Genomic DNA, 24,247 nt, shown 5'->3' with positions numbered 1-24,247 from the left:
TGAGACCGGGGGCGGTGGACGAGGTGGGGGGGCCGACCATACTGGCGACCCTGACCGTCATCGCGGCCCTGCTGCCGATGGCCTTTGTCAGCGGGCTGATGGGCCCCTACATGAGCCCCATCCCCATCAATGCCAGCATGGGGATGCTTATCTCCCTGCTGGTGGCCTTTATCTTCTCCCCCTGGCTGGCGAGCCATTTGCTCAAGGGGGAGGTGCATGCTGCCCACGGCGAGGCCAAGGCTGGCCTCTTTCACCGGCTGATGACCCCTTTTCTGATCGGTGATGGCGCCAAGCGCGCCAGACGCAAACTCTGGCTGGTGGTGTTGCTGCTGGTCGGGGCGGCTGCCGCCATGCCGGTGGTGCAGTGGGTGGTGCTCAAGATGCTCCCCTTTGACAACAAATCGGAATTCCAGCTGGTACTCGATATGCCGGAGGGGGCCACGCTTGAGCAGACCGAGCGTACCCTGCTGGCGGTCGGGCGGGAGCTTGCCAAGGTGCCCGAGGTGAAGGATTACCAGATCTACGCCGGTACCGCGGCCCCCATCAACTTCAACGGGCTGGTGCGCCACTACTTTATCCGCAGCGGTGCCAACGTGGGTGATATTCAGGTCAATCTGGTGGACAAGCATGAGCGCCATCGCAGCAGCCACCAAATTGCCCAATCGGTGCGGGCGCCGCTGCAGGCCATCGCCAGTGCGGCAGGGGGCAACCTCAAGGTGGTGGAGGTGCCGCCTGGCCCGCCGGTCTGGTCACCCATAGTTGCAGAAGTGTATGGCCCGACGCCTGCCGCCCGCGAAGCGGCGGCGCGCGCCGTACAGGCCCGCTTTGTGGCCACGGCGGATCTGGTGGATGTCGACATCTATCTGACCGACCCGCAGCCCAAGTGGCGGCTGGTGGTGGATCGCAGCAAAGCGGCCCTGCTCGGGGTCGATCTCGGCGACCTGGTGAGCACCCTCAATGGCGGGGTGGGTTATCAGGATGCCAGCTGGCTGCAGGGGCACGGCGCCAAGTATCCGGTGCCAGTGCGCATCGAACTGGCCCCCGGTGACAAACGGGATCTGGCGGGCGTACTGGCCCTCAAGGTGCGCAGCCAGAGCGGCCAGCTGGTGCGGGTCTCCGAGCTGGTAGTCGCCGTGATGAGGTGGCCCCCAGCCATATCATGCACAAGAACATGCAGCCCATGGTGATGGTGGTGGCCGATATGGGTGGCCATACCGACAGCCCGCTCTACGGCATGTTTGCCGCCGGTGCTGACATCGACCTGCCCCAATATTACGTGCAGCAGCCCGACAAACTGGGGGAGGTGGCGCTGTTGTGGGACGGGGAGTGGAAGATTACCTACGAGACCTTCCGCGACATGGGGCTAGCCTACGCCGTGGGGATGATCCTCATCTACTTGCTGGTGGTGGCCCAGTTCCGCTCCTATCTGGTGCCGCTTATCATCATGGCTCCCATTCCGCTTACCCTCATCGGGGTGATGCCGGGCCACGCCCTGATGGGGGCCCAGTTTACCGCTACCTCGATGATCGGGATGATCGCGCTGGCCGGGATCATCGTACGTAACAGCATCCTGCTGGTGGACTTTATCGAGCAGCAGCGCAGCGCCGGAGTGGCGTTCGAGCAGGCAGTGATCGAAGCGGCGCAGGTGCGGGCCAAACCCATCATGCTGACGGCGCTGGCGGCGATGATCGGGGCCCTGTTTATCCTCGACGATCCCATCTTCAACGGACTGGCCATCAGCCTGATTTTCGGGATCCTGGTCTCCACTTTGCTCACCCTGGTGGTGATACCCTTGCTCTATTATGCCCTGCTCTCCCGACGTTCATGACGGGAGTCACTAGCGAAAGGATGCGCGATGAAGAGAGGTTGGTTGTGGTGGGGAAGTGGCGCCGTGGTAGCGGTGGCTGCTCTGGCATGGTGGTGGCGACCGCAGCCGACGCCGATCAGGCTGGCAGAGGTCGGGCGGGGGGATGTGCTGGTCACCGTGGTCAATACCCGGGCCGGCACCATCAAGTCGTGTCAGCGGGCCGGACTCAGTCTGCCCGGTGGCGGCGTGGTGGAGCAGATCGCCGTCAAGGCCGGGGAGCGCGTAGCCCGAGGTGATCTGCTGCTGACCCTCTGGAGTGACGATATCCGCGCCGATCTCGCCCGTGCCCGCGCCCAGCAGGCCCTTGGCAAGACCCAGCGCGAGGAGCGTTGCAGCGAGGCGGCCTACTACGAGCGGGAGGCCAATCGGCTGGCCACCTTGCTGGCCAAAAACCTCACCTCCCGCACCCTCGCCGAGCAGGCCCAGAATCTGGCCGATACCCGCCGCTATATCTGCCGCGCATCCCGTCAGCAGGAGCGGGTCGACGAGGCGCAGGTCGCCCAGGTGGAGGCCCGCTTGAGCGAGCGCCGCCTGCAGGCGCCTTTTGCCGGTGTGGTGGCGGAGGTCAACAGCAAGCTCGGCGAATATATGACCCCCTCACCGCCCGGAGTAGCCATGCCTCCGGTTATCGATCTTATCGATGATAACTGTCTGTATGTCTCAGCCCCCATCGATGAAGTGGATGCCGCCCGCCTCAAGGTGGGCCAATCTGCTCGAGTACTGCTCGATGCCATGCCCGGACGCGATTTTGCCGCCACCGTGACCCGCATCGCCCCCTATGTGAAGGAGCTGGAGAAGCAGGCCCGCACCGTGGAGGTGGAGGCGGCGCTCACTGCCCTGCCCATCGATGTGCCCCTGCTTATCGGCTACAGCGCCGACCTTGAGGTCGAGGTGACCCGTGCCACCGATGTGCTGCGGGTGGCGGCCAGCAGCCGTGCTGACGATGGCAGCGTGCTGCGGTTGGAAGGGGATAAGCTGGTGCGGGTAGTGCCCCGCTGGGGCGTGGAGAACTGGAACTGGATTGAGGTGGCCGAGGGGCTCGCCGCCGGTGATCGGCTGGCGGCCCAGCCCGGACAGATTGTCGGGGAGGGCCCTTTCAGCGCCGCCACGGAGCAGACGGATGAGTGATCTCATTCGCCTTGATGCCGTCAGCCGTCGTTTCACTCTGGGGGGGAGCGAAGTAGCTGCCCTCGATCGTGTATCCCTGCGGGTTGCCGAGGGGGAGTATCTGGCGGTGATGGGCCCCTCGGGCTCTGGCAAATCGACCCTGCTCAATGTGCTGGGGCTGCTGGATCGGCCCGATGAGGGGCGCTACTGGCTGGGGGGCGAGGACACCGCCACCCTGTCAGAACCGGCGCTGGCCCAGCTGCGCGGCCATCGCATCGGTTTCGTGTTCCAGTCGTTTCACCTCATCTCCCGCCTCACCGCCCGTGAAAACGTCGAGCTGCCGCTGATGCTGTGCGGGATCGCTCCCGCCGAGCGCCATCGCCGCAGCCAGCAGTTGCTGGGGGAGCTGGGGCTGGAGAACCGGGCCGGACACCGCCCTGCCGAGCTCTCCGGCGGTCAGCGTCAGCGGGTGGCCATCGCTCGGGCCATGGCGATGGCGCCGCGACTGATCCTGGCCGATGAGCCCACTGGCAATCTCGACTCCCGCTCCGGGGAGGAGGTGATTACCCTGCTGGAGGGGCTCAACCGGGAGCAGGGGATCACGCTGGTGGTGGTGACTCACGACCCGCGCCTCGGTGAGCGGGCGGGCAGGCGGATCCTGATGAACGATGGCCATATCAATACTGATAGCGGCGGGGGCTGAATGCGGCGCCCCGATGTGATCCGCTTTGCCGCCGTGGCCCTGCTGCGCCAGCGCTCCCGGGCGCTGGTACTGATCTTGGCGGTGAGTCTGAGCGTCACTTCCGTGCTGCTGCTCACCGCGCTGGGGGAGGGGGCGAGACGCTATGTGGCCGATCAGTTCAGCTCCCTTGGCAAGGATCTGCTGGTGATGTTCCCGGGCCGCAAGGAGACCACCGGCGGGCTGCCGCCGGTCACCGGCAACAGCCTGCGGCAGATCACCCTCGATGACATGCACTATCTTGGCCAGCATCAGCCCAAGGTGCGGCTGGTGCCGCTGGTGATGGGCTTTGCCGAGGCCAAACAGGGGGCGCGGCTGCGCCAGACCATGCTGCTTGGCAGCAGTAACGGGCTGCGCGATACCCACGGGCTGGAACTGCTCTCCGGCCGCTGGCTGCCGGGGGATGCCGCAGAGGATCGACCGGTCGTCCTGCTCGGAGCCGTGGTGGCCCGTGAGCTGTTCGGTCAGGCCGATCCGGTCGGCCAGTGGCTGCGTTTTGATAATCGCCGCTTTCGGGTGGTGGGGGTCTTTACCAGCCAGAGCAGCAATCTGGGGATGGACATGGCCGAGGCCGCGCTGATCCCGGTGGGCAGCGCCATGCGGCTGTTCAACACCGAGGGGCTGTTTCGGCTGCTGATCCATCCGCTGGCGGGGCAAGCGGTACCCCCGCTGGTCAAGCGACTGGAGCAACTGATGCAGGCGCGCCACGGGGTGCTCGACGTGACCGTGGTGCGCCGTGACGCCATGCTGGCCACCTTCTCCACCATTCTCGCGACCCTCACCTTGGCGGTTGCCGGTATTGGCGCCATCAGCCTGCTGGTCTCCGGCATCATGATGATGAATCTGGCGCTGATCAGCACCCGCCAGCGCACCGGCGAGATCGGCCTGCTCAAGGCGCTGGGGGCCAACAGTCGCCAGATCCGCCAGCTGTTTTTGTGGGAGGCGCTGCTGTTGAGCGGCAGTGGCGCGCTGTTTGGCACTGTGTTGGGCTATGCCCTGGTTGCCCTTGCCGGAGTGATTTGGCCCGGATTTCCGGCGGCGGTCCCCTTGCTCGCTACTTTCTGCACTATACCGGCGGCCCTGCTGACCGGGCTGTTTTTTAGCTGGCTGCCCGCCTCCCGGGCGGCACGGCAAGATCCGGTCAGCAGCCTGCGCAGCGGGCAGTGGAGCGGTGGCTGATGCGCGCCGCCGATCTGCTGTTCTGGCTCTGGCGCGCCTTGCTGGCGGGGCGCAGCCGCAGTCTGCTGTCGGCGCTCGGCATCGCCATCGGGATCGCTTCGGTGACCCTGCTCACCGGCATCGGCGAGGGGCTCAGGCTCTATCTGCTCGACAGCTTCTCCCAATTTGGCACCCGGCTGATCGCCGTGACCCCGGGCAAGACCGAAACCGCTGGCGGCCCGCCCGGCATCCTCTCCAGCAGCCGTCCCCTGTTGCTGCAGGATGCCGATGCCCTCGCCAGATTGCCGGGTATCGAGGCGGCGCTCCCTGTGGTACAGGGGCAGGGGGAGGTGCGCAGCCGCGGACTGACCCGCAGCACCGCCATTCTGGGCACCGGCTCGGCGGCGCTCTCCGGCTGGCGACTCACCTTGGTGCAGGGACGTTTTCTGCCCGCGGATGACAGTGCCATGCCCCGCGCTTATGCGGTGCTGGGGGCCAAGGTGGCGGCGGAGCTGTTTCCCGGTGGCGATGGGCCGGGGAGTCTGCTGCGCGCCGGTGATCGCCGTTTTCGGGTGGCCGGGGTGCTGGCCCCCAAAGGGCAATTTCTCGGCTTTGATCTGGACGACATGATCTATCTGCCCGCCGCCCACGCCCAGGCGCTGTTCAACAAGGAGGGGCTGCAGGAGATCGACGTCATCTATCGCGCCGGGCAGACGGAGGCCGATATTACCGCCCAGATCAGGCGGCTGTTGATCGCCCGCCACGGCGCCGAGGATTTTACCCTCACCTCCCAGCAGGACATGCTGACCAGCCTCGACAAGATCCTCTCCATCATCAAGCTGGCGGTTGGCGGGCTCGGCATTATCTCGCTGCTGATCGGGGCGGTCGGCATCTTCAGCATCATGAGCATCGCCCAGCAGGAGCGGATCCCCGAAGTGGGCTTGCTGATGGCGCTGGGCTGCCCACGGCGGCGCATTCTATTGTTGTTCCTGCTCGAAGCCGTGGTGCTGGCGCTGCTGGGCGGGGCCATGGGGCTGGCCCTGCTCGGCGGGCTCAAGCTGCTGCTCGCCCTGCTGGCTGCCGGGTTGCCGCTCACCCTCCATCCTCTCTATCTGTTGCTGGCGCTCGGTTGCAGCGCCCTGGTCGGGCTGCTGGCCGGGGTCGCCCCTGCGCTGCGGGCGGTGCGCCTCGACCCCGTGGTTGCCCTGCGTGGGGATTAAGCCATCCCGCTCTGTGGTCGTTGTCAACGCGCGCGGTAACAAGCGAGTCAGGTGGCAAGGTGGTAATATCCCTCCGCTACTGACTCGATATAAGGTTCCCCGATGACTACGCTGCGTCTGCTTGTCTCCGACTCTCACGATCCCCTGTTCAATCTGGCCGTCGAGGAGTGCATCTTCCGCCAGATGGACCCCGGCCAGCGGGTGCTATTCCTCTGGCGCAACGCCAATACCGTGGTGATCGGCCGTGCCCAGAACCCGTGGAAAGAGTGCAATACCCGCCGGATGGAGGAGGATGGGGTGACCCTGGCGCGCCGCAGTAGTGGTGGCGGCGCCGTCTTCCACGACCTTGGCAACAGCTGTTTTACCTTTATGGCGGGCAAGCCGGAGTATGACAAGAGCATCTCCACCGCCATCGTACTCGATGCCCTCAAGCGGCTCGGGGTGAGTGCGTTCGCCTCCGGTCGCAACGATCTGCTGGTGGCGACCCCGGACGGGGAGCGCAAGGTATCGGGCTCCGCCTACAGGGAGACCCTGGATCGCGGTTTTCACCACGGCACCCTGCTGCTGGACGCCGATCTCGGCCGTCTGGCCAACTACCTCAATCCTGACCCCAAGAAGCTGGCGGCCAAGGGGATCACCTCGGTGCGCGGCCGGGTGGCCAATCTGTGCGAACTGCTGCCGGGGATCGACCATCAACAGGTGGGCGAGGCGCTGGCCGAGGCGTTCTTCCACCATTACGGCGCGCGAGTTGAGCCCGAGCACATCTCCCCCGAGCAGATGCCTGATCTGCCCAGCTTTGCCGAGACCTTCGCCCGTCAGCGCAGCTGGGAGTGGAACTATGGCCATGCCCCGGCCTTCAGTCATCTGCTGGAGGAGCGGTTCAGCTGGGGCGGGGTGGAGCTGCACTTTGATGTGGAGAAGGGAGTTATCACCCGGGCACAGCTCTTCAGCGACACCCTGGAGCCTGCTCCGTTTGATCTGCTGGCGGCCGAGCTGGCGGGTTGCGGCTATCGGCCGGAGGCGGTTGCCGCGCGCTTGCAGCCCTGGCAGGCGGCCTTTCCGCAGCAACAGGTCGAGCTGGCGGAGTTTGCCGAGTGGCTGTTGGCCTCCCTGCGTTGAGGGTGGCGCTGTGCTGATGGCGGCCCGGTAGTGAGGGCTCTGTCAGCCAGGATGCGAGCAAGATCACGAAATATAAAGAGGCGCTTCAAAGGCGCCTTTTTGCCAGCCCTTGTCATGGCTGATACATGACAAAAAGTAGGGTAGGCCATTAGATATTGTCGCTGTCGGCCCCTCTGGCACAGGGGTATAACGGCCGCACATTTGCTGTGCTAATGGTATAAAAATGAGTGACTTAGTTTATCTGAAAGACGAAAGCGTCAATGCCGTCCACCCCGATTTCTCCACCCGTTTCGCCACCGTCAAAGCCAACTTTTTCTCGCGTAATCCCGATCTCTGGCCCGTTTTTCGCGAACCCGGATTTGCCACCCTCAACGAATTTCGGGCCCGTGCTCTGGCGCCTGATGCCCGCCTGAACGTCTGGCCCGATGGCCGTGCCCGCCTTGCCGATCTCTGCGAGACCATGCCGGTGCCCGCCGCTATGCGCACCCCGGGCGAGCCGATGGCCGAGCTGCTGTTTGCCGCCGCCCTGTCGAAGGATTGGGAGAACCCCTCCAGTGTCGAGAACGTCATCACCATGTCGGCGGATCCCGCCATCTACGGCGCCCAGCTGGGCATTCTGGCCAACCCCAATCTGGTCTACTCCGAATATGCCGGGGTGGCCGAGGAGCTGGAGAAGAAGGTGGTGCGCCAGATAGCGCTGCTGGCGGGTTATGATCCCGAGCGGGCCACCGGCATCTTCACCCAGGGGGGGACCTTCTGTAACCTCTACGGCTACCTGCTCGGTATTCGCAAAAGTTTGCCCGAGGCCAAGCACAAGGGGCTCGGCCACTATCAGGACTACCGCATCATCAACTCCCAGGGCGGTCACTACTCCAACATCACCAACCTCTCCCTGCTCGGGGTCGACATCGAGAACAAGACCATCCGCATTCAGGTGGGCGAGAACAACGACATCGATCTCGACCACCTCGAGCGCACCCTGACCGCCTGTTTTGCCCTGAAACATGTGGTGCCCACCATCATGCTGACTATGGGTACCACCGATACTTTCGGGGTGGATCAGGTCAAGCCGGTGTTCGAGCTGCGCAATCGCCTTTGCGAACAGTTCGAGGTGGCGGTCAAGCCGCACATCCACGTCGATGCCGCCATCGGCTGGTCAATGATCTTCTTCCTGGGTTACGACTTCGCCGCCAACCCGCTCGCCATTAACAGCGCGACTCTGGCGGGGATCGAGCGTAACGTGGCGCGCTTTACCGAGCTGAAATATGCCGACTCCTTCACCGTCGACTTCCAGAAATGGGGCTATGTGCCCTACACCTCCAGTTTGGTGATGATCAAGGAGCAGGATGACCTCAAGGCGATGGAGAATGACCCGGAGAACTTCTCTTATTTTGAGCGGGACATTCAGGGCCAGACCCACCTGCAATCCACCATCGAGTGCTCCCGTGGCGCGAGCGGCCTGTTTGGTGCCTATGCGGCGCTCAACTACATGGGGGTCGAGGGGTATCGCACCGTGCTGGCCCACTGCCTGCAAAATGCCAACTACTTCCGCTTCCGGTTAAGTCAGCTCGGCAACGTCAAGCTGGTGGCGCAGGAGAATCAGGGGCCGAGCGTCGGCTTCAAGATCTACAACCCCGAGTGGGTGAGCGATCCGGAGGCCGAGTTTGCCTTCGAGCTGGCTCGCTCCAGCGATCCTGCCTACAAGACGCGCTTGCAGCGCAACACCGACTATCACCGCAGCCTGTTCAAGGGGCGCGGCAAGGTGGGGCTCTACACCAACTGGGTGGAGGCGGTGGCCCACTCCGACTACGACGCCCGCGGTAAATACTCCTACATCGCCGGGGAGAAGGCAGTCTTTATGAACCCCGCCTGCACCCGCGAGCAGATCGACGCCTTTATCGACCATATTCGCGGCTGATGGCGCTCGCCCTGACTGCCGCGCGCGACGTGTGATGGCAAGAGGTGGTTGGGGGGATCTCGCCAGCAGATAAACAAAGGGCAAGCCGATTGGCTTGCCCTTCTGTTTTAACGGTTGTGGCGCTGAGTGTGCGTAAGTCGTGGGGGAGGCCGGGTTCAGAGGGCCAGCAGTTGCTCATTCTCGACAATCTCGCACCCGGCGGGCAGTTTCGAGAGGGCGATCATGGCGCGGGCCACCTGACGGGCCTCGATGGCGCGCCAGCGGGCAAGCTTGCCCACCAGCAGCGGCCGAAATAGCGGGTAGATAGCCTGAAATATCTGCTCCGAACTGCGCGGCGGTTGGCGATCTCCCAGCAGCATGGCGGGGCGCACGATGGCGAGTCGCGGCCAGGATTGGGCCAGCAGGGCCTGCTCCATCTCCCCCTTGGTACGCGGATAGAGGGCCGGGGAGCTGGCGCTGGCTCCCATGCTCGAGACTACGATCAGCCGCTGACAACCGTGGCGACGAGCCAGTTCGGCAAAGGCGAGCACATAGTCAAGGTCGACCCGGCGAAACGCCTCGGCAGAGCCCGCCTCCTTGCGAGTGGTGCCGAGGGCACAGAAGGCGATATCCACCGGACGGGAGAGGGTGACGCTGGCCAGATCATCAAAATTGACCGGCAACCAGTGGTGCGCCTCCTTGCCCGGCTTGCGACAGAGCAGGGTCAGTTCATGTTCGGCAGGCAGTTGCTGCACCAGTTCGCGACCGATCAGGCCGCTGGCTCCGGCAATCAGGATCCGGCTCATGAGGTTTCTCCCTGTGTCATTCGATGGTGTTGATGCAATGGTGACTGCTCATCAGCATCAGGCAATTTGCGGGTAGCTGCAATGGGGGAGATGACACTGCATCGCCTGACAGGATAAGGGGCAGGATACATAGCGCGGGGGCTGGATAAAACAAAACCGGCGCGAGGCCGGTTTTGCGGGATATCAGAGCGGGGTATTGAAGGCCGCTGGCAGCGGGAAGTCACCCGTCACCGTGGTGAGTCTGTCATTGGCGAAGGTGACGGTGAGCTCTTTACGCTCCTTGTCGCCGTGGCCTGGCTGGAATTCATAGAGGTAGTACCAGCTGTTGGGGTCAAAGCCGTCGCGCAGCATGGGGCTGCCCAGCACATAGCTGACCTGCTCGCGGGTCATGCCCTGGCGCAGTTTGTCGACCTGTTTTTGTTCCACATAGTTGCCCTGGGGAATATCAATGCGATAGACCAGGCTGCAACCGGAGAGGGTGAGGGCGGTCAAAGCCGCGGCAATCAGGTGTTTCATCCGCATATCGAGTTCAGATCATCCATACAGTCTTTTTGGCTCGGCAAATCATACCGACTCCCTCCACGGAAGTAAAAAGCCATTGATCCATCAGCCAATAAAAAGGGCCGCAGTGCGACCCTTATTGGCAATCACGCAACCATTACATGGCGGCGCGGAAGATGGCGACGATCTCTTCGTGGCTCGCCTGTTTCGGGTTGGTGAAGCCGCAGGCATCTTTCAGGGCGTTGCTGGCCAGGGTATCGAAGTCGTCGGCCTTGACACCCAACTGCTCCAGACCGGCCGGGATCTTCACATCCAGCGCCAGCTGCTTGATGGCTGCGATGGCGGCGGCGGCACCCTGCTCGTCGTTCATGGCGCTCACGTCCACACCCATGTAGCGGGCCACATCTTTCAGGCGGGCAGCGCTTACCTGGGCATTGTAAGTCTGAACGTGGGGCAGCAGCACGGCGTTGCAGACACCGTGGGGCAGATCGTAGAAACCGCCCAGCTGGTGAGCCATGGCGTGTACGTAGCCGAGGCTTGCGTTGTTGAAGGCCATACCGGCCAGGAACTGGGCATAGGCCATCTGCTCACGGGCGTGCAGATCATCGCCGTGGTTGACGGCGGTGCGCAGGTGCTTGGCAATCAGCTCGATGGCCATGATGGCGCTGGCATCGGTCACCGGGGTGGCGATGGTGGAGACATAGGCCTCGATGGCGTGGGTCAGGGCATCCATACCGGTGGCGGCGGTCAGACCGGCTGGCTTGGCCAGCATCAGCTCGGGATCGTTGACCGACATCAGCGGGGTAACGTGCTTGTCGATGATGGCCATTTTCACGTGGCGCGCTTCGTCGGTGATGATGCAAAAACGGGTCATCTCGGAGGCGGTACCGGCGGTGGTGTTGATGGCGATAAGCGGCAGTTGCGGCTTGGCGGAGCGATCCACCCCTTCGTAATCCTTGATGCTGCCCCCGTTGGCGGCGACCAGGGCGATGCCCTTGGCACAGTCGTGGGGCGAACCGCCACCCAGCGAGATGACACAGTCGCAGCCGTTGGCCTTGATCATCGCCAGACCTGATTCGACGTTGGTCATGGTGGGGTTTGGCTTGGTTTCATCGAAAACTACGCTTTCAATGCCATGTTCAGCCAGCAGGGTGGTGAGCTTGGCAACCACGCCGATCTGGTTGAGGATCTTGTCGGTGACGATCAGCGCCTTGCGATAGCCGTAACCCTTGATATCGGCCGCCGCTTCTTGCAGACAGCCGGCACCCATCAGGTTGATTGCAGGAATATAGAACTTGAATGTAGCCATGATGGACTCCCTATAGTTAGCCATTAAGTGGTAATTGGCGGCTAAGCTACCATCATGGGAGGGAGACAAAAGCATCTTGTTTACAAGTTATGGGGCCGATCACGAGTCCTTAATTAAGCGCTGTCACAGGCTTGACTTTCGCTGTTCCAATCAGTCTGCAATAAAAACGTTTGTTAATTATTTCATAGGGTTAGCAAACGTTTCGTACGAAATTATGGACTGTCAATGCATGGAAGTGTGAGGCGCTTCAAGGAATTGGAAAGCGCTTTCGACCATAGTTGGCGCCTCCCCAGAGAGGGGTAAAGGCTTGAAAGTATCATAAAGAATCATCTTATATTTGCGCCCTGACCATGCTGGCAGGGGGCAACCAGGAGTCCACTATGTCTGATGTATTTCACTTGGGTTTGAAGAAAGCGGATCTGCAAGGCGCCACCCTGGCGATCGTCCCCGGGGACCCCGAGCGTGTCAAGCGTATCGCAGAGATGCTGGATAACCCGGTGCGTCTGGCCAGTCATCGTGAGTTCACTTCCTGGCGTGGCGAGATGGACGGCAAGGCCGTGATCATCTGCTCTACCGGTATCGGTGGCCCATCCACCTCCATTGCGGTAGAAGAGCTGGCCCAACTGGGTATCAACACCTTCCTGCGTATCGGTACCACCGGTGCCATTCAGCCGCACCTGAACGTGGGTGACGTGATCGTCACTACCGGTTCTGTGCGCCTCGACGGTGCCAGCCTGCACTTCGCACCGATGGAGTTCCCGGCTGTGGCCGACTACGAGTGCACCTCCGCACTGGTCGAGACTGCCAAAGAGATGGGCTCCAAGCTGCACATCGGTGTGACTGCCTCTTCCGATACCTTCTACCCGGGTCAGGAGCGTTACGACACCGTCTCCGGCCGCGTAGTGCGCCGTTTCCAGGGTTCCATGAAAGAGTGGCAAGCCATGGGCGTGCTGAACTATGAGATGGAATCCGCAACCCTGCTGACCATGTGCTCCAGCCAGGGCCTGCGTGCCGGTATGGTGGCTGGCGTTATCGTCAACCGTACCCAGCAGGAAATCCCGAACGCCGAAACCATGGCGAAAACCGAATCTGATGCCATCAAGATCGTACTGGGCGCTGCCCGCAAGCTGATCTGATAGCACCACCACGAGTGGGGGGTGGGGGCCGTTGCGAAAGCGCGGCCCCTATCTTTATCCGCCGTTTGCCCCTTTTTCTCTCCCGTCACCTCTTTCACTGATCCCGCCGCACTCGTGCTTACAGCCTCGACTCATTGCCCCTAAAAAGGCGCCGCACAGCGGATCTGCATCGGCTCGCCGCTCACTGGGTGGGCAAAATCCAGCTCGCTGGCATGCAACATCAGCCGCGGGGCTTGTTCGCAACCCGGTTGCAGCAGACCGCCATAGAGATCGCAGCCGAGGATGGGGTACCCCAGCAGTTGGCTGTGGATGCGCAACTGATGAGTGCGGCCGGTCTCCGGCACCAGTCGTACCCGGGTCAGGGGCACGGTTTGCCCCTGCATCTGCTGCGTCAGCCGCTCAATCACCTGATAGCGGGAGCGGGCGGGTTTGCCGCTGGTGACGCAGATCTTCATCAGCGGGAAGATGGCCGGATCCTTGGCGATAGGGGCGTCGATCACCCCCTCATCGTCAGCCAGATGGCCACAGAGCAGGGCGCTGTAGGCTTTGCTCACCGCACGCTGGCTGAACTGTTGGCAGAGCAGGGCGTTGATGGCCTTGTTTCTGGCGACCACCATGAGACCTGAGGTGCCAAAATCGAGGCGATGCACCAGGGTGCAGCCGGGGTAATCCTGCACCAGCCGATGGTGGACCGAGTCGAGATTCTGCGGATTCTTGCCAGAGAGGCTCAGCAGGCCGCTCGGCTTGTTGATCAGCAGCAGATGCTCATCCTCAAACAGGATCTCGATGGCAGCGCTGCAGGGCGGGGCGATAAAGGTGTCGACGATAACAGACATAGGGCACACGGACTGAAAACGGGGGGCGATCATACCCGAACCGGCATGGCCGGGCGAATGGGCAGTGTGCTGCCTCGGGAAATGAATGGGATGATGCTACCCAACCCGTTGATAGTGACCCGCTTTGATCGCACGACGGTGTGAAGTGCAAGTCGCTCTGGTCACCCACAAGGCCCTGTTTTGTGACCCCTTCCCGAGTTCATCCGACGCTTGCTTGTTAAGGTATGGCTCCCTGCTATGTTGTAAGGACCCTTTCCATGGCTCTGCCCGTTATTCTCGATTGTGATCCCGGCCACGACGACGCCATCGCCCTTATTCTGGCGCTGGCCAGCCCCGAACTTGACGTGCTGGCGGTCACCACCAGCGCGGGCAACCAGACGCCAGACAAGACCCTCAACAATGCCCTGCGCATCCTCACCCTGCTGGGGCGGGACGATATTCCGGTGGCGGCGGGGGCGCCGAAACCGCTGGCCCGCGAGCTGATTATCGCCGACAACGTTCACGGTGAGTCGGGGCTCGATGGTCCCACACTGCCGGATCCCGCCTTTGCACCACAGGCCATGACGGGGCTCGAATTGATGGCCAAGTGCCTGCGCGAGAGCCCGGCGCCCGTGACCCTGGTGCCGACCGGGCCGCTCACCAATATCGCCCTGCTGCTGGTGGCCCACCCGGAGCTCAAACCAAACATTGCCCGCATCGTATTGATGGGGGGCGCAGCGGGGACGGGCAACTGGACCCCGGCGGCGGAATTCAATATTTATGTCGATCCGGAAGCGGCCGATATGGTCTTCAAGTCAGGTATTCCCATCACCATGTGCGGCCTTGATGTGACCCATGAGGCGCAGGTGATGGATGAGGATATCGAGCGGGTGCGCGCCATCACTAATCCGGTGGCCCGGTGTGTGGCCGGTCTGCTCGACTTTTTCATGATCTACCATAGGGATCCCAAGTGGGGATTTGCTGGTGCACCGCTGCACGACCCCTGTACCATTGCCTGGTTGCTGGCTCCCGAACTGTTCCACGGGGTCGAGTGCCGGGTCGATATCGAGACCAGAGGGGAGCATACCCTGGGGATGACGGTGGTGGATCGTTACGGTCTCACTGGCAAGCCAGCCAATGCACTGGTGCTGCTGGGGCTGGATCGTCCGGGCTTTATCGAGCTGCTAGTTACACGGTTGCGGGCGTTTGACTGAGCGCCGGTTCACTTTTGCAAGAAGGGGCGGGGAATGTGGAAGAGAGGGTTGGCACTGTTGGCCGGGTTGCAACTGACGGGCTGTGCGACGCCATTCGAGCGGATGTGGCAGGGGTTGGCGACCTGTGAGTTTAACAACCTCTATATCGACAGCGAGACGGGGCGGCCAGCCAATCTGCAGCTCAATAACTACACCCCCTACAAGGTGAGCGACGGCTTTGCCTGGTACAAGGTGCACGAGGAGTTGCACGGTTTGCCGGTGGTCGGCTTTATCGTGCCCGCCGCCAGCTTTGAAGTGCATGCCCTGTTTGTCGATACACCCATCGCCAACGCCCGCCGGTTGGCCCACAACGCCTACGGCAGCGAGTTTGGCGACGAGCAGAAGCACGACGAGGGTGTGGCGCCCCTGCTGCTGCGCGACCCCAACAACCCCAAGCGATCCATTATCGATTGCACCAAGGGGGAGTCCGACGAGGAGCTGGAGGATTCGGCCATGCCTGAGTAGGGCTGCCAATCATCCTATCCCCGGTTACCCTGGTGGCATTGAAATGTGCGGCCGGAAAAAGAGGGGCCGCCTTGTCAGATGCTCCCTATTACGCTGTGTTTATCTTTGTGGTTCTGAACGAGATACGCTTTCATCTTTCCTGATGTACATCAGATGACGATTGTAAAACTCATTTCCAACACCGCCATGTTGCAGTGCTTTTTTGTATATTGAAGCAACAAAAATATCTGCGAGGCTAAAGCTGTTTCCAATAGCAAAACCAGATTCGTTACAAATGGTTGAGCTTAATTTATCAAGGCACGTCATTATCCAGCGCTCTCTCAGCTTCCGCTTGGATGTCTCATCGAGATCAGGCCGAAAAAATGTCAGCGTAGTCCTGTTTTGAAGGGAGTGAATAGTGGCATTGACGTATTCACAAACTCTGCGAATGGCTGCTTTTTCGTTGAGGTTTTTACCCAGTACAGGGTTGGCAGCAAACCTCTCCTCGAGATATTCGGCGATAGCCATTGATTCTGAAAGAATGAAACCATCGACCGACAAGGATGGCACATAGCCGAAGGGATTAATTAACAGATATGTTGTAGTCAGTTCTGACGCGCTAACCTCGAGCCGTTTGTATTGGATGCGTTTGAAGTGAGTACCCATTCTACTCTTTCTGAGCTGTTGGAACCTTGCGCACTGTAAAGTAAAACGTCCATATTATCCTCAACAGTTAGAACGGCCGCCGAGTAGGCCAACTACTCAACATTAACTTCAGTTGCGTCATTTTTGAGCTCGGTGTTTTCCTGCTAATAGACAACACCATATCCTGACACACAAATTTATTATTTTTGTTATAGGGATGTGTTACCAAAAACCATTTAATTGGGAATGGTGCACATCAGTACTTCGTGAAAAAGACGAAAAGTTTAGCCATTTAATATCAATAGATGACATTGCATATTTTCGTGCCAAGTGACTTGTTTGCACCTTCTTTGGCTGGCGCATCTTGAAACTTGTTCCCAGGTTCAGGGATAGCCCAGCGTCTCCTTGATAAGAGGCAGCTGAGCCTTGATCCATGCCGGGTTGATGGGGCCCCAGTCGCTGATGCGGTAGTGCCCCTGCAGGTGGCGAGCCCCCTCGGTCTGCTCGAAGGCGCAGCTGATATCGAGTTCGGCCAGCGCGCTCAGGGTATCCTGCGCGGTGCGGCGTGGCATGCCGGTCGCCTCCATGATGGCGGGTACCGTATCCGTGCCCTGGCTGATCAGCCAGGCCACGTAGAGCCGCCGGTAGAAACTGGTGCGGGTCTTGCTCGGTTCACTCATTGCTCGTCCTCAAGGCGATCGAAGTAGCGCCAGGTTGCAATGGTGGCTTTGCCCATCACCAGTGCCCAGATACCGAACCAGAACCAGCGGAAGAAGCTCCATGTGGAGGCATCAGGCTCGGTGCTCTCGATTTTTGTGACATTGGGGAACAGGGAGAGCATGTTCACCCGCCAGCCGTAGGAGGTGATGATGGCCAGACGCTTCTCGAACTCCATCGACTTGGCTTTGGCCTGCACGTCCGCGGCATTGAACTTGAAATAAGGCGGCCAGCCCCACTCGGTATCCTCATTGCGGAACACCCGGATATTCTCGCCGGGGCGCTCGGTATAGATGTAGTAGACATCGGTAGTGGGGCCGTCAGCGGGGTTCTTCTGGCTGATGGGACCGTCCTTGTCGGTCCGCTTCACCTCGACCCCGGTAATGGTGGCAATGGTGTGCTCCGGCAGGTAGAAGTCGAGCCAGGTGGCGGAAATGAGGGCGATGAGCCCCAAAGCAATAAAGGCGGGTTTCTTGAATCTCAGGCTCATGGTGTTCTCACGTGAGGGGGAGTAACGTGCCTCTACCATACCGATATTTGACAGGGCAGCCCAGCCCCTTATGGCACCAACGGCCAAAAAATGGCGTTTAAAACAGAGACAAAGCCATTGCTCCATCAACAAGAAAGGCCCCTGCGGGCCTTTTTGTCTGGTTCACTTTGTGCGCTTACAGCTGGAATTGGGCCAGTTGCTTGCGTTGCTGCTCGGCGAGCTGGGAGAGTTCGTTGCTGGCACTGGCGCTCTGGCTGATGCCGGCGGAGCTCTGGCTCACGATCTCGTGAATATTGGTGATGTTGCGGTTGATGTCGGCGGTAACGCAGGACTGCTCCTCGGCGGCGGTGGCGACCTGGGCGTTGGCGTCGTTGATCTGGCGCACGGCACCGGTAATGCCGCTTAGCAGATCCTGCACCTGAGCGGACAAGCGCTGGTTATGGCTGAGGATCTCCAGAGTCTCCTGCACGCCGTTGTTGGCGGATTGGGACTGGCTCTGCAGCCGCTCGATGATGACCTGGATCTCCTTGGTGGAGTTCTGGGTGCGGGCGGCCAGCAGCCGCACTTCATCGGCGACGACCGCAAAGCCGCGGCCAGTCTCGCCGGCACGGGCTGCTTCAATGGCGGCATTGAGCGCCAGCAGGTTGGTCTGCTCGGAGATGCCCTGGATCACCTCAATCACCTTGCCGATCTGCTCGGATTGAGATTTCAGTTGGGCCACCACGGCGGCGGCATCTTCCAGGCTGCCCGCCATGCGGCTGTTGGCCCGCATGCTTTCGGCAAAGAGGGTAAGCCCCTGTTCGACCCGAGCGTTGGCACTCCGTGCCAGCTCATCGGCCACGGCGGCATTCTGGTTGACGTTGTCGGCCGTGCTGGAGAGCTCGGTGACCGCCGAGGCAACCTGTTCAATCTCGTTGCGCTGCTGCTGGGCATTGGCTTCGGACTGACTCATGAAGGTTGCCAGTTCGGTAGCCGAAGCGGCGACATTACCACTGATCCCCACCAGAGTGTGGACGGTCTGGCTGAGCTGCACAGTGGTCTGGTTGATATCCTTGGCCAACCGGGTCAGTTCATTGTTCCCCTCTTCACGGGCCCGTACATTGAGACGGCCCTGGGCGATGGCGCGCATCACCTCTTGCAGATGACCGATGGGACGAACAACCACGCCAGATAACCACCAGCCCAGTACCAGCACAGCCAGCAGGCTGAGGGCCAGCATGGTAATGGTGCTCTTCATGACGCTCTGGTAGTTGCTGTTTTGATAAGCCAGCTCATTGGCCATCCCGACATTGACCTGATTGGAGAGGGCATCAATGGACTGGATCAGGGCCCCGCCCAGCGCGCGGTAACGTTCACGGGCGGCGCTGCCATCGGCCGGGTTGCCCTGGTTGCTGAACTCCTGGTGCAGCAGCGGGATCATGGTGGTGCGGCTGTAATCCAGATAGGCGCGCAGGTTGTTTTGCAACGCCGCGACTTCATCCTGGGTATCAGGCAGGGTGAGCTGGGGCAGGTAGCTGGTGACCTTGCTTTCGGCATCATTCAGCGCCTGTGGCAGCGCTTCCAGCCGCTTCGCATCATACAAGCTGTAGATCGCACTGGCCCGCATGGACCAGATAGCATTGATCAGCTTGGCTGTTTCATCTTTGCGGTTGGCGATGGCCTGGCTGGTCTTGCTCATGCCATCTATCGCGGTATCGAGCCGGTTGCTGGCAACCGCCAGCATGATAAACAGCAACAGGGTGGCAAGCAGCAGAGGGACTAGCACCTGGATCCGGATGGATAGTTTATTTAGCATCTGTGACATATGTGTTCTCTAGTCTGTGTGGGGGGAATCTTCGGTATATCAGTCATATTGTTATTATTTGTTTATTAATCTGATTTTGCCGTGATTTATACGGTGTGTTTGTCGCTGTACACAGAGGTTGGTAAAAGCCGCCTCTTTCTGACTTGTGTTCGTGACGTCAGCGGGGCAACATCCATCTTTTATCTGAAGGAGAGTGTGCGTGCCCCACTGGATCGATCCGGCCATTCTGGCTCTGTTTATTCCAACCTTTTTCTTCGTCTCGGTGACCCCCGGCATGTGCATGACCCTGTCGATGACCCTGGGGATGAGTCTCGGCGTGCGCCGCACCCTGCATATGATGTGGGGGGAGCTGATCGGGGTTGGACTGGTTTCGGTGCTGTCGGTGATCGGGGTGGCTGCCATCATGCTCAACTATCCGGGGATCTTCGCCGCCTTCAAATATGTCGTGGGGGCTTATCTCATCTGGCTCGGTATCCAGATGTGGCAGGCCAAAGGGAAGATGGCCATTCCGGCGGATCTCGCGGCCGGGCAGCAGACCAGCCCTATGGGACTGGCGCTACAGGGGTTTCTGACTGCCATCGCCAACCCCAAGGGGTGGGCCTTCATGATCTCCTTGCTGCCCCCCTTTATCTCTGCCGACATGCCGATGGCGCCGCAGATCACCGCGCTGGTAGCGCTTATTCTGGTCATCGAGTTCTCCTGCCTGCTGCTCTATGCCAGCGGTGGCCGTACTCTGCGCCACTTCCTTGCCAAGAGCGGCAACGTCACCTTGATGAATCGTATCGCTGGCACTCTGATGCTGGGGGTTGGGGTCTGGCTGGCGCTGGGATAAGCCAGAGGGGATAGAAAGAAAAATGCCACCGGTCGGTGGCATTTTTTATGGGAGAGAAGTGGCTCAGCGGGGTTTGAAGCGCTCTACCCAGGGGTTGGCGGTGAGGCCATGCAGGATGACGCTCAATATGATGGTGCAGAGCACGGTGGCGATGATGGGGCGCTGGCCGATAAGGGCCGGCTCGTTTTGCAGCACCATCACCGCAAAGACGATGCTGGCAAGGCCCCGCGGCCCGAACCAGCCGATAAAGAGCTTGAGTTCGGGTTTGAGGCCGGTGCCGATAAGGCTGAGCCAGACCGGCACCATCCGCAGCAGAGTGAGGCTGGCAATGGCATAGAGCCAGTATTGCCAGTGCAGCAGCTCCGGCAGGATGGGCATCAGGGTGGCGCCAAACACCATCCAGATCACCACTGAGAGCAGGTCGCCGTAGCCTTCGCAGCTATCCATATAGGCGTGCTTGTGCTCGCCGAGCCGGTGGCCGATAAAGAGACCGCCGACAAAGGCGGCGATAAAACCGCTGCCCCCCAGACTCTGGGCCAGGGCAAAGCAGAGCAGCGCCAGTCCCGGCATGGTGAGCTGACGCCAGAGTGGCAGTTGCCAGCCGTTGAGATAGGAGATTTTCAGCAGCCGGATGGTGAGGCTGGTCAGCACAAAGGCGACCAAGAGGCCAATGCCGATCTCCTCCAGCATCAGGGTGATGGCCAGGGTGGCGGTGCCTGCGTGCTGTTCGGTGGGGGCGATAAGGGCCAGCAGCAGAAGCAGCACCGGCACGCAGATGCCGTCGTTGAGGCCGCTCTCCTGATTGAGCCCTTCACGCAGCGGTGCCGGCACCGCGGGGTTGCTTACCACCGCCTTGCCGAGCGCCGCATCTGTGGGGGCAAGAATGGTGGAGAGGATGGCCATCTCCAGCAGCGGCAAGTCGGGGAAGATCCAGTGACCAAACAGGGCGCCACAGAGCAGGGTGAGGGGCAGACCAATCAGCAGCAACCGGATGGGGAGTTGCCGGTTGGCCAGCAATACCTGCCAGTTGGTGTTGGCGGCATCGTTGAACAGCACTATGACCAGGGTCAGCTCGGCCAGCAGTTTGATGCCGTCACTGTCGATAGAAAGAGAGAGCAGCTCGAGCCCGCCGGGTCCCAGCAGCCAGCCGGTCAGCAGAAACAGCAGGGGACCGTTGACCAGTTTTGACTCGAAGCGCCCCGCGATCAGGCTGTAGATCAGCAAGAAGGCGGCGATCACCGCCAGATTCTGGTAAAGCAGGTGTGTATCCATACAACCTCCTTCCTGCCCCGCGGGGCGGTTTAATCGGTCAGGCAGTCGGGGTCAAACACATACTCCCCATCCAGCCAGCGCACGATTTCGTCGACGCAGGATTGGTCGCGAAACGGTAGGTAGCGCGCCTTGAGGGCGACAATCTGCTCGGGGGTGAGTTGGGCCAGCCCCAGATCCTGAAACAGCGGCAGGTCGGCCTCGATCATCGCCGATATCTGCGGGCCGCAGGTGGCGTTGAGGGCGGCGTGCAGCGCCTTGTCAGGGTCGTACTGCTTGCCGAGCCGGTAGCTCATCGGCAGGGTGGCGAGGGGCAGGGCGGAGAGCGCCGCCTGCTTCATCGGGTTGATCGCGTGGCCGGAGACCAGCTCCGCCAGCTCGGCGGGGCGGTTCTCGAAGGCGCGCAGGTGCAGGTAGCTGCTCGCTTTGCTGCCATCGTTGACCGGGTAGTTGTCCCACAGGAAGGGCTTGCGGCCGAGCAGTTCGGTCACCTGCTTGAGGTGCGCAGCCGGATACTCGCTGGAGCAGACCTTGGGGCCTGTCCAGAAGATCTCGAAACGGCGGTCGAGCTGTTCGCCAAGCTCCTCCAGATAGCGGGGAGGCATGGCGCCGAACACCTTCTCCAGCACTGGATCGGTCGAGTAGTAGCTGGGGCAGAAGATGAGTCGGCTCGCCTTGCTGTGGGCCGCGATGTCGTGGGCGATGGTGAGCTGGTGACGGGCCAGGTCCGGGGTATCCCCCTTCATGTCGTCAAACAGCACCGCCAGAATGTCGGGCTGGAGCATCTCGTCGATAAGGCGCACTTTTTCGAGCAGCGCCGGGCGTTTGCGATCGTAGTCGTGATGCGCCCCCATGGGGCTTAAGCCCACCCCGAAGGCGAGCCCGTTGGCGCGGCACTGGCGCGCCAACTCGGCGAGATCCGCCAGCTGCTGCTCGGGCCAGGGGAGGGCCCAGTGCTTGCGCAGATAGCCATCCTCTTTCGGGGCGTAGATATAGAAGCCGTAACCGTGGCGCGGCAGCCACTGGGCGTAGCGGGCGCGGGCCTGCCAGCTCCATCCCTTGCCAAAAAAGCCTTCAATGACCCCCAGATTGGCAGCGGGGGGCAGGGGGCCGGACAGCAAACTTTGATATGGCATAACTCTCTCCCTTCTCGCTTGGGGACTTGATACGGGACGGTCCGTCAGACCGGGTCCTCTTCCTGAAAGCGCACCCCGATCTTGCTCGGCACGCTCTCGTCCATTTCGGCCACGGTCCAGATCAGGCCCTGCCACTCGATGTTGTCACCGACCACCAGATTATCGCCCAACTGGCTGGCAATAAAATCGCCCAGTGTCTGATCCGCCACCTCGCTCACATCCAGCCCGTAGAGGGGGGCGAGATCCGCCAGCCGCGCCGCCGCCTCCAGCAGGAAGTCACCGAAGAAGCGGGGGCCGAGATCCTGCTCCGGCGCCTGACTGAACAGCTGGCCGAGAGCGGGGAGGTCGCGCTCGTGACCGATCACGCAGAGGATGTCATCGGCCTGCAGGCAGGTACTGCCCGAGGGGTGGAGCAGCTCGCGGCCGCGAAACAGGGCGCAGATCCGGGTGCCGGTGGGCATCTGCAGATCCCGCAGTGGCGAGCCGATGCACCACTTCTCTTCTCCCAGCTGGTAGACGAAGGTCTCCCACTGGCTGTCGAGATCGATCTCGAGCCCGGAGCGGTTGATGGGCGATGGCGGTGCTGGTACCTCTACCCGCGCCAGTTTTGAGGCCAGCGGCAGGGAGCTGCCCTGCAAAATCAGCGAGACCAGCACCACGAAGAAGGCGACGTTGAAGTAGAGCTGGGCGTTGGGCAGCCCCGCCATCATGGGGAACACCGCCAGAATGATCGGCACCGCGCCGCGCAGGCCAACCCAGGAGATAAACCAGCGCTCGCGGGGGGCGAAGTTCTTGAACGGCAGCAGCCCGATCCAGACCGAGACGGGGCGGGCAAACAGGATCATCCAGGCCGCCAGCGCCAGCGCGGGCAGGGCGATGGGCAGCAGTTTATGGGGGGAGGCGAGCAGCCCCAGCACCAGAAACATGCCGATTTGGCTGAGCCAGGTCAGACCGTCCAGCACCGACAGGGTGGTGCTGCGGCTGCGCAGGGAGAGGTTGCCGAGCAACAGACCGGTCAGATAGATGGCGAGGATGCCGCTGCCACCCACCGCCGTGGTGAGGGCGAAGATGAGCAGGCCGCCGCTGACGGTGAGCAGCGGATAGAGCCCCGGCGCCAGACGGGCGCTGTTGATGAGGCGCCACAGCAGCCAGCCGCCGCCAAGGCCAATCCCGGCGCCAAGGCCGAACTGCTTGACCAGTTGCAGCAGAAGGAAGCCCGCATCCAGCCCCTGCTGGGCGGTGGCGAGCACCTCAATCAGGGTGACGGTGAGAAACACCGCCATGGGGTCGTTGCTGCCTGACTCTATCTCCAGAGTGGCGCTCACCCGCTCGTTGAGGCTGCGCCCGCCCAGCAGGGAGAAGACCGCCGCCGCATCGGTGGAGCCGACGATGGCGCCGATCAGCATCCCCTGCATCAGGTTGAGATCAAACAGCCAGGCGGCGGCCAGACCCGTCAGGCCGGTGGTGATGGCCACCCCGACCGTCGCCAGCGACAAGGCAGGCCAGAGGGCGACACGGAACGAGGAGACCCGGGTGCGCATGCCGCCGTCGAGCAGAATGATGGCAAGCGCCAGGTTGCCCACCAGATAGGCGATGGAGTAGTCGGCGAAGTGAATACCACCGGGGCCATCCTCACCGGCCAGCATGCCGACGGCGAGGAAGATAACCAGAATGGGAATACCGAGGCGGGAAGAGAGGGCGCTCAACAGTACGCTGGCTCCCACCAACAGGGCAGCGACAAAAAAGAAACTGTTGATGGTAGCGGCATCCAAGGGCGAACTCCTTCCTGGTAATGTGCAAAGTAGGCACATTATATGCAGTTAGGCCCCCCTTGTGTGGCTTATTTGTGCATCAATTTGCACTTTCTTACATTTTTCATCCCTTTTTACACACGGCAGCGCCATATTCTGGCTGTGACGGGGTTAACGAAAGCGGAGTCAAAGGAGCGTCGATTTCAGGATGCGCAGTGATGAGGTAGTGGGG

General features: G+C 61.5%; 21 protein-coding genes and 1 pseudogene. 11 read left to right on the top strand and 11 right to left on the bottom strand.

What is annotated here, in order from left to right; genetic code table 11:
- The 7 genes and pseudogenes from LD28_RS0120675 to LD28_RS0120645 form a co-directional block, all read left to right on the top strand.
- Positions 1–1,828: pseudogene (locus tag LD28_RS0120675) on the top strand (efflux RND transporter permease subunit); the annotation flags it as partial.
- Between the two features lie 27 nt (positions 1,829–1,855).
- Positions 1,856–2,995 carry an efflux RND transporter periplasmic adaptor subunit gene (locus LD28_RS0120670; RefSeq protein WP_033138782.1) on the top strand — a complete coding sequence of 380 codons (1,140 nt, stop codon included), beginning with the start codon at positions 1,856–1,858 and terminating at the stop codon, positions 2,993–2,995.
- Entirely contained in the window at positions 2,988–3,677 is a 690-nt protein-coding gene (locus LD28_RS0120665) for an ABC transporter ATP-binding protein (RefSeq protein ID WP_033138781.1), read from the top strand. Before LD28_RS0120670 ends, LD28_RS0120665 begins: the two co-directional genes overlap by 8 nt.
- The gene (locus LD28_RS0120660) at positions 3,678–4,892 is read left to right on the top strand and encodes an ABC transporter permease (protein WP_033138780.1); all 1,215 of its coding nucleotides are present in this window, start codon (positions 3,678–3,680) and stop codon (positions 4,890–4,892) included. It begins immediately after the preceding gene.
- On the top strand, positions 4,892–6,091 hold the full coding sequence (locus tag LD28_RS0120655) for an ABC transporter permease (RefSeq protein ID WP_033138779.1): 1,200 nt from the start codon (positions 4,892–4,894) through the stop codon (positions 6,089–6,091). The genes LD28_RS0120660 and LD28_RS0120655 overlap by 1 nt, the downstream gene beginning before the upstream one ends.
- A gap of 102 nt (positions 6,092–6,193) precedes the next feature.
- The gene (locus tag LD28_RS0120650; RefSeq protein ID WP_033138778.1) at positions 6,194–7,210 is read left to right on the top strand and encodes a lipoate--protein ligase; all 1,017 of its coding nucleotides are present in this window, start codon (positions 6,194–6,196) and stop codon (positions 7,208–7,210) included.
- A gap of 223 nt (positions 7,211–7,433) precedes the next feature.
- On the top strand, positions 7,434–9,128 hold the full coding sequence (locus tag LD28_RS0120645; protein WP_033138777.1) for a pyridoxal phosphate-dependent decarboxylase family protein: 1,695 nt from the start codon (positions 7,434–7,436) through the stop codon (positions 9,126–9,128).
- Positions 9,129–9,283: 155 nt separating this feature from the next.
- On the opposite strand, the gene LD28_RS0120640 is transcribed toward LD28_RS0120645, so the two are convergent.
- From LD28_RS0120640 to yiaY, 3 genes are all read right to left on the bottom strand, one after another.
- Entirely contained in the window at positions 9,284–9,913 is a 630-nt protein-coding gene (locus tag LD28_RS0120640; protein ID WP_033138776.1) for an NAD(P)H-binding protein, read from the bottom strand.
- A 183-nt stretch (positions 9,914–10,096) separates the two neighbouring features.
- A complete protein-coding gene (gene bamE / locus LD28_RS0120635; RefSeq protein ID WP_033138775.1) occupies positions 10,097–10,435 on the bottom strand; it encodes an outer membrane protein assembly factor BamE in 339 nt (112 codons plus the stop codon).
- A gap of 136 nt (positions 10,436–10,571) precedes the next feature.
- Positions 10,572–11,723: an L-threonine dehydrogenase gene (gene yiaY / locus LD28_RS0120630; RefSeq protein WP_033138774.1), complete on the bottom strand. Its 1,152-nt coding sequence runs from the start codon at positions 11,721–11,723 to the stop codon at positions 10,572–10,574.
- A gap of 380 nt (positions 11,724–12,103) precedes the next feature.
- On the opposite strand from yiaY, the gene udp reads away from it, so the two are divergent.
- A complete protein-coding gene (gene udp / locus LD28_RS0120625; RefSeq protein WP_033138773.1) occupies positions 12,104–12,859 on the top strand; it encodes a uridine phosphorylase in 756 nt (251 codons plus the stop codon).
- Between the two features lie 140 nt (positions 12,860–12,999).
- Here udp and LD28_RS0120620 read toward each other — a convergent pair whose 3' ends face one another.
- Entirely contained in the window at positions 13,000–13,728 is a 729-nt protein-coding gene (locus tag LD28_RS0120620; RefSeq protein WP_033138772.1) for an RluA family pseudouridine synthase, read from the bottom strand.
- A 224-nt stretch (positions 13,729–13,952) separates the two neighbouring features.
- Here LD28_RS0120620 and rihA point away from each other — a divergent pair, with 224 nt between their 5' ends.
- Positions 13,953–14,888 (top strand): pyrimidine-specific ribonucleoside hydrolase RihA, encoded by a 936-nt coding sequence (rihA, locus tag LD28_RS0120615; RefSeq protein WP_033138771.1) that lies wholly within the window; start codon positions 13,953–13,955, stop codon positions 14,886–14,888.
- A 33-nt stretch (positions 14,889–14,921) separates the two neighbouring features.
- A complete protein-coding gene (locus LD28_RS0120610; protein ID WP_033138770.1) occupies positions 14,922–15,392 on the top strand; it encodes a hypothetical protein in 471 nt (156 codons plus the stop codon).
- Positions 15,393–15,491: 99 nt separating this feature from the next.
- On the opposite strand, the gene LD28_RS0120605 is transcribed toward LD28_RS0120610, so the two are convergent.
- From LD28_RS0120605 to LD28_RS0120590, 4 genes are all read right to left on the bottom strand, one after another.
- Positions 15,492–16,037, bottom strand: a complete 546-nt coding sequence (locus LD28_RS0120605; RefSeq protein WP_206538777.1) for a glutathione S-transferase family protein — start codon at positions 16,035–16,037, stop codon at positions 15,492–15,494.
- A 362-nt stretch (positions 16,038–16,399) separates the two neighbouring features.
- Positions 16,400–16,696, bottom strand: coding sequence for a winged helix-turn-helix domain-containing protein (locus tag LD28_RS0120600; RefSeq protein WP_033138769.1), 297 nt, complete (start codon positions 16,694–16,696; stop codon positions 16,400–16,402).
- Positions 16,693–17,223 carry a DUF1523 family protein gene (locus tag LD28_RS0120595; RefSeq protein ID WP_033138768.1) on the bottom strand — a complete coding sequence of 177 codons (531 nt, stop codon included), beginning with the start codon at positions 17,221–17,223 and terminating at the stop codon, positions 16,693–16,695. The genes LD28_RS0120600 and LD28_RS0120595 overlap by 4 nt, the downstream gene beginning before the upstream one ends.
- Before the next feature lie 175 nt (positions 17,224–17,398).
- Positions 17,399–19,027 (bottom strand): methyl-accepting chemotaxis protein, encoded by a 1,629-nt coding sequence (locus LD28_RS0120590; protein ID WP_033138767.1) that lies wholly within the window; start codon positions 19,025–19,027, stop codon positions 17,399–17,401.
- A 199-nt stretch (positions 19,028–19,226) separates the two neighbouring features.
- Here LD28_RS0120590 and LD28_RS0120585 point away from each other — a divergent pair, with 199 nt between their 5' ends.
- Positions 19,227–19,859: a LysE family translocator gene (locus tag LD28_RS0120585; RefSeq protein WP_033138766.1), complete on the top strand. Its 633-nt coding sequence runs from the start codon at positions 19,227–19,229 to the stop codon at positions 19,857–19,859.
- A gap of 63 nt (positions 19,860–19,922) precedes the next feature.
- Here LD28_RS0120585 and LD28_RS0120580 read toward each other — a convergent pair whose 3' ends face one another.
- Genes LD28_RS0120580 through LD28_RS0120570 form a run of 3 tightly spaced genes read right to left on the bottom strand, consistent with a single transcriptional unit; the run spans position 19,923 to position 24,036 of the window.
- Positions 19,923–21,131: a cation:proton antiporter gene (locus tag LD28_RS0120580; RefSeq protein ID WP_033138765.1), complete on the bottom strand. Its 1,209-nt coding sequence runs from the start codon at positions 21,129–21,131 to the stop codon at positions 19,923–19,925.
- Between the two features lie 29 nt (positions 21,132–21,160).
- Entirely contained in the window at positions 21,161–22,264 is a 1,104-nt protein-coding gene (locus tag LD28_RS0120575; RefSeq protein ID WP_033138764.1) for a beta-N-acetylglucosaminidase domain-containing protein, read from the bottom strand.
- A gap of 44 nt (positions 22,265–22,308) precedes the next feature.
- Positions 22,309–24,036, bottom strand: a complete 1,728-nt coding sequence (locus tag LD28_RS0120570; protein ID WP_033138763.1) for a potassium/proton antiporter — start codon at positions 24,034–24,036, stop codon at positions 22,309–22,311.
- Positions 24,037–24,247: the final 211 nt, after the last annotated feature.

Source organism: Aeromonas finlandensis, from assembly GCF_000764645.1.
In the GTDB taxonomy this organism is placed as follows: Bacteria; Pseudomonadota; Gammaproteobacteria; order Enterobacterales; family Aeromonadaceae; genus Aeromonas; species Aeromonas finlandensis.
This window is presented reverse-complemented; position numbering and strand designations above follow the sequence as displayed.

Coding starts and splice junctions, on each gene's coding strand:
- LD28_RS0120640 (WP_033138776.1), bottom strand. CDS start 9,913: ATGAGCCGGATCCTGATTGCCGGAGCCAGCGGCCTGATCGGTCGCGAA.
- udp (WP_033138773.1), top strand. CDS start 12,104: ATGTCTGATGTATTTCACTTGGGTTTGAAGAAAGCGGATCTGCAAGGC.
- LD28_RS0120655 (WP_033138779.1), top strand. CDS start 4,892: ATGCGCGCCGCCGATCTGCTGTTCTGGCTCTGGCGCGCCTTGCTGGCG.
- LD28_RS0120595 (WP_033138768.1), bottom strand. CDS start 17,223: ATGAGCCTGAGATTCAAGAAACCCGCCTTTATTGCTTTGGGGCTCATC.
- LD28_RS0120580 (WP_033138765.1), bottom strand. CDS start 21,131: ATGGATACACACCTGCTTTACCAGAATCTGGCGGTGATCGCCGCCTTC.
- LD28_RS0120650 (WP_033138778.1), top strand. CDS start 6,194: ATGACTACGCTGCGTCTGCTTGTCTCCGACTCTCACGATCCCCTGTTC.
- LD28_RS0120660 (WP_033138780.1), top strand. CDS start 3,678: ATGCGGCGCCCCGATGTGATCCGCTTTGCCGCCGTGGCCCTGCTGCGC.
- LD28_RS0120575 (WP_033138764.1), bottom strand. CDS start 22,264: ATGCCATATCAAAGTTTGCTGTCCGGCCCCCTGCCCCCCGCTGCCAAT.
- LD28_RS0120610 (WP_033138770.1), top strand. CDS start 14,922: ATGTGGAAGAGAGGGTTGGCACTGTTGGCCGGGTTGCAACTGACGGGC.
- rihA (WP_033138771.1), top strand. CDS start 13,953: ATGGCTCTGCCCGTTATTCTCGATTGTGATCCCGGCCACGACGACGCC.
- LD28_RS0120605 (WP_206538777.1), bottom strand. CDS start 16,037: ATGGGTACTCACTTCAAACGCATCCAATACAAACGGCTCGAGGTTAGC.
- LD28_RS0120620 (WP_033138772.1), bottom strand. CDS start 13,728: ATGATCGCCCCCCGTTTTCAGTCCGTGTGCCCTATGTCTGTTATCGTC.
- LD28_RS0120665 (WP_033138781.1), top strand. CDS start 2,988: ATGAGTGATCTCATTCGCCTTGATGCCGTCAGCCGTCGTTTCACTCTG.
- LD28_RS0120645 (WP_033138777.1), top strand. CDS start 7,434: ATGAGTGACTTAGTTTATCTGAAAGACGAAAGCGTCAATGCCGTCCAC.
- LD28_RS0120600 (WP_033138769.1), bottom strand. CDS start 16,696: ATGAGTGAACCGAGCAAGACCCGCACCAGTTTCTACCGGCGGCTCTAC.
- LD28_RS0120670 (WP_033138782.1), top strand. CDS start 1,856: ATGAAGAGAGGTTGGTTGTGGTGGGGAAGTGGCGCCGTGGTAGCGGTG.
- yiaY (WP_033138774.1), bottom strand. CDS start 11,723: ATGGCTACATTCAAGTTCTATATTCCTGCAATCAACCTGATGGGTGCC.
- LD28_RS0120590 (WP_033138767.1), bottom strand. CDS start 19,027: ATGTCACAGATGCTAAATAAACTATCCATCCGGATCCAGGTGCTAGTC.
- bamE (WP_033138775.1), bottom strand. CDS start 10,435: ATGCGGATGAAACACCTGATTGCCGCGGCTTTGACCGCCCTCACCCTC.